Here is a 568-nt window from a genome sequence, read left to right as displayed (position 1 = left end):
TTTGAAACGCGGTTAAAAATGTGGGAGCGGGCTTGCTCGCGAAAGCGGTGGGTCAGTCAAGAATGTATCGACTGACACTCCGCATTCGCGAGCAAGCCCGCTCCCACCTTTGGTTTTGCAGTGTTGCTTACGACGCGATCAGCTGGCGTCACGCAGTGGAAGCGCAAGCATTCAAAGGTGCGCGGCCGGTGCTGGCGGTCGTCGTGCTGGTGCTGTTGTGGAAGTGGCTGTTCGGCTAATTTGAAATGCGGTTAAAAATGTGGGAGCGGGCTTGCTCGCGAATGCGCAGTGTCAGTCAAGAATGTATCGACTGACACTGCGCATTCGCGAGCAAGCCCGCTCCCACCTTTGGTTTTGCAGTGTTGCTTACGACGTGATCAGCTGGCGTCAAGCAGTGGAAGCGCAAGCATCCGAAGGCCTACCGCATTGCACGGCCGGTGCTGGCGGTAATCGTGCTGGTGCTGGTGCTGGTGCTGTTGTGGAAGTGGTTGTTCGGCTAATTTGAAACGCGGTTAAAAATGTGGGAGCGGGCTTGCTCGCGAAAGCGGTGGGTCAGTCAAGAATGTAT

At 56.0% G+C, this 568-nt stretch carries 1 protein-coding gene and 1 pseudogene; both read left to right on the top strand.

What is annotated here, in order from left to right; all coding sequences use genetic code 11:
• Nucleotides 1-62: 62 nt before the first annotated feature.
• A complete protein-coding gene (locus tag A7D21_RS36465) occupies nucleotides 63-239 on the top strand; it encodes a hypothetical protein (protein WP_242486525.1) in 177 nt (58 codons plus the stop codon).
• 138 nt (nucleotides 240-377) lie between these two features.
• Nucleotides 378-500, top strand: a pseudogene (locus A7D21_RS36460) (aspartyl beta-hydroxylase); the annotation flags it as partial.
• Nucleotides 501-568: the final 68 nt, after the last annotated feature.

This window comes from Pseudomonas sp. AP19 (assembly GCF_001728855.1).
Lineage (GTDB): Bacteria > Pseudomonadota > Gammaproteobacteria > Pseudomonadales > Pseudomonadaceae > Aquipseudomonas > Aquipseudomonas fluorescens.
Note: the sequence above shows the minus strand (reverse complement) of the source record. Positions and strands in the feature narration are given on the sequence as shown.